Raw genomic sequence first — 212 nt, 5'->3', positions numbered from 1 at the left:
TTGTCGGTGCCTGGAGTGCCAGTGCCCGGCTCGTCGGTCACGGTCGTGGTGACGGTGTTGTCACCCAGAGTCAATTTCTCGAAGTTGTCGCCACCGGCAACCGATTCGATCTTGTTGACGATCGAAGGCTGGCCGCCGACGAACACGTCGTCAGGGGCGGTGATGGTGAAGGTGCCGCTGGCACTGCCGGCCGGAATGGTGACCTTGGTGCC

At 62.7% G+C, this 212-nt stretch carries 1 protein-coding gene; it reads right to left on the bottom strand.

The genetic code is table 11. The features are described from left to right. A partial coding sequence (locus AC25M7_RS25575; protein ID WP_486971651.1) for an immunoglobulin-like domain-containing protein occupies window positions 1–212 on the bottom strand: 212 nt, incomplete at both ends.

This window comes from Pseudomonas sp. P106(2024) (assembly GCF_057480815.1).
The sequence above is the reverse complement of the archived record's forward strand: the minus strand, read 5'-3'. Positions and strand labels throughout refer to the sequence as shown.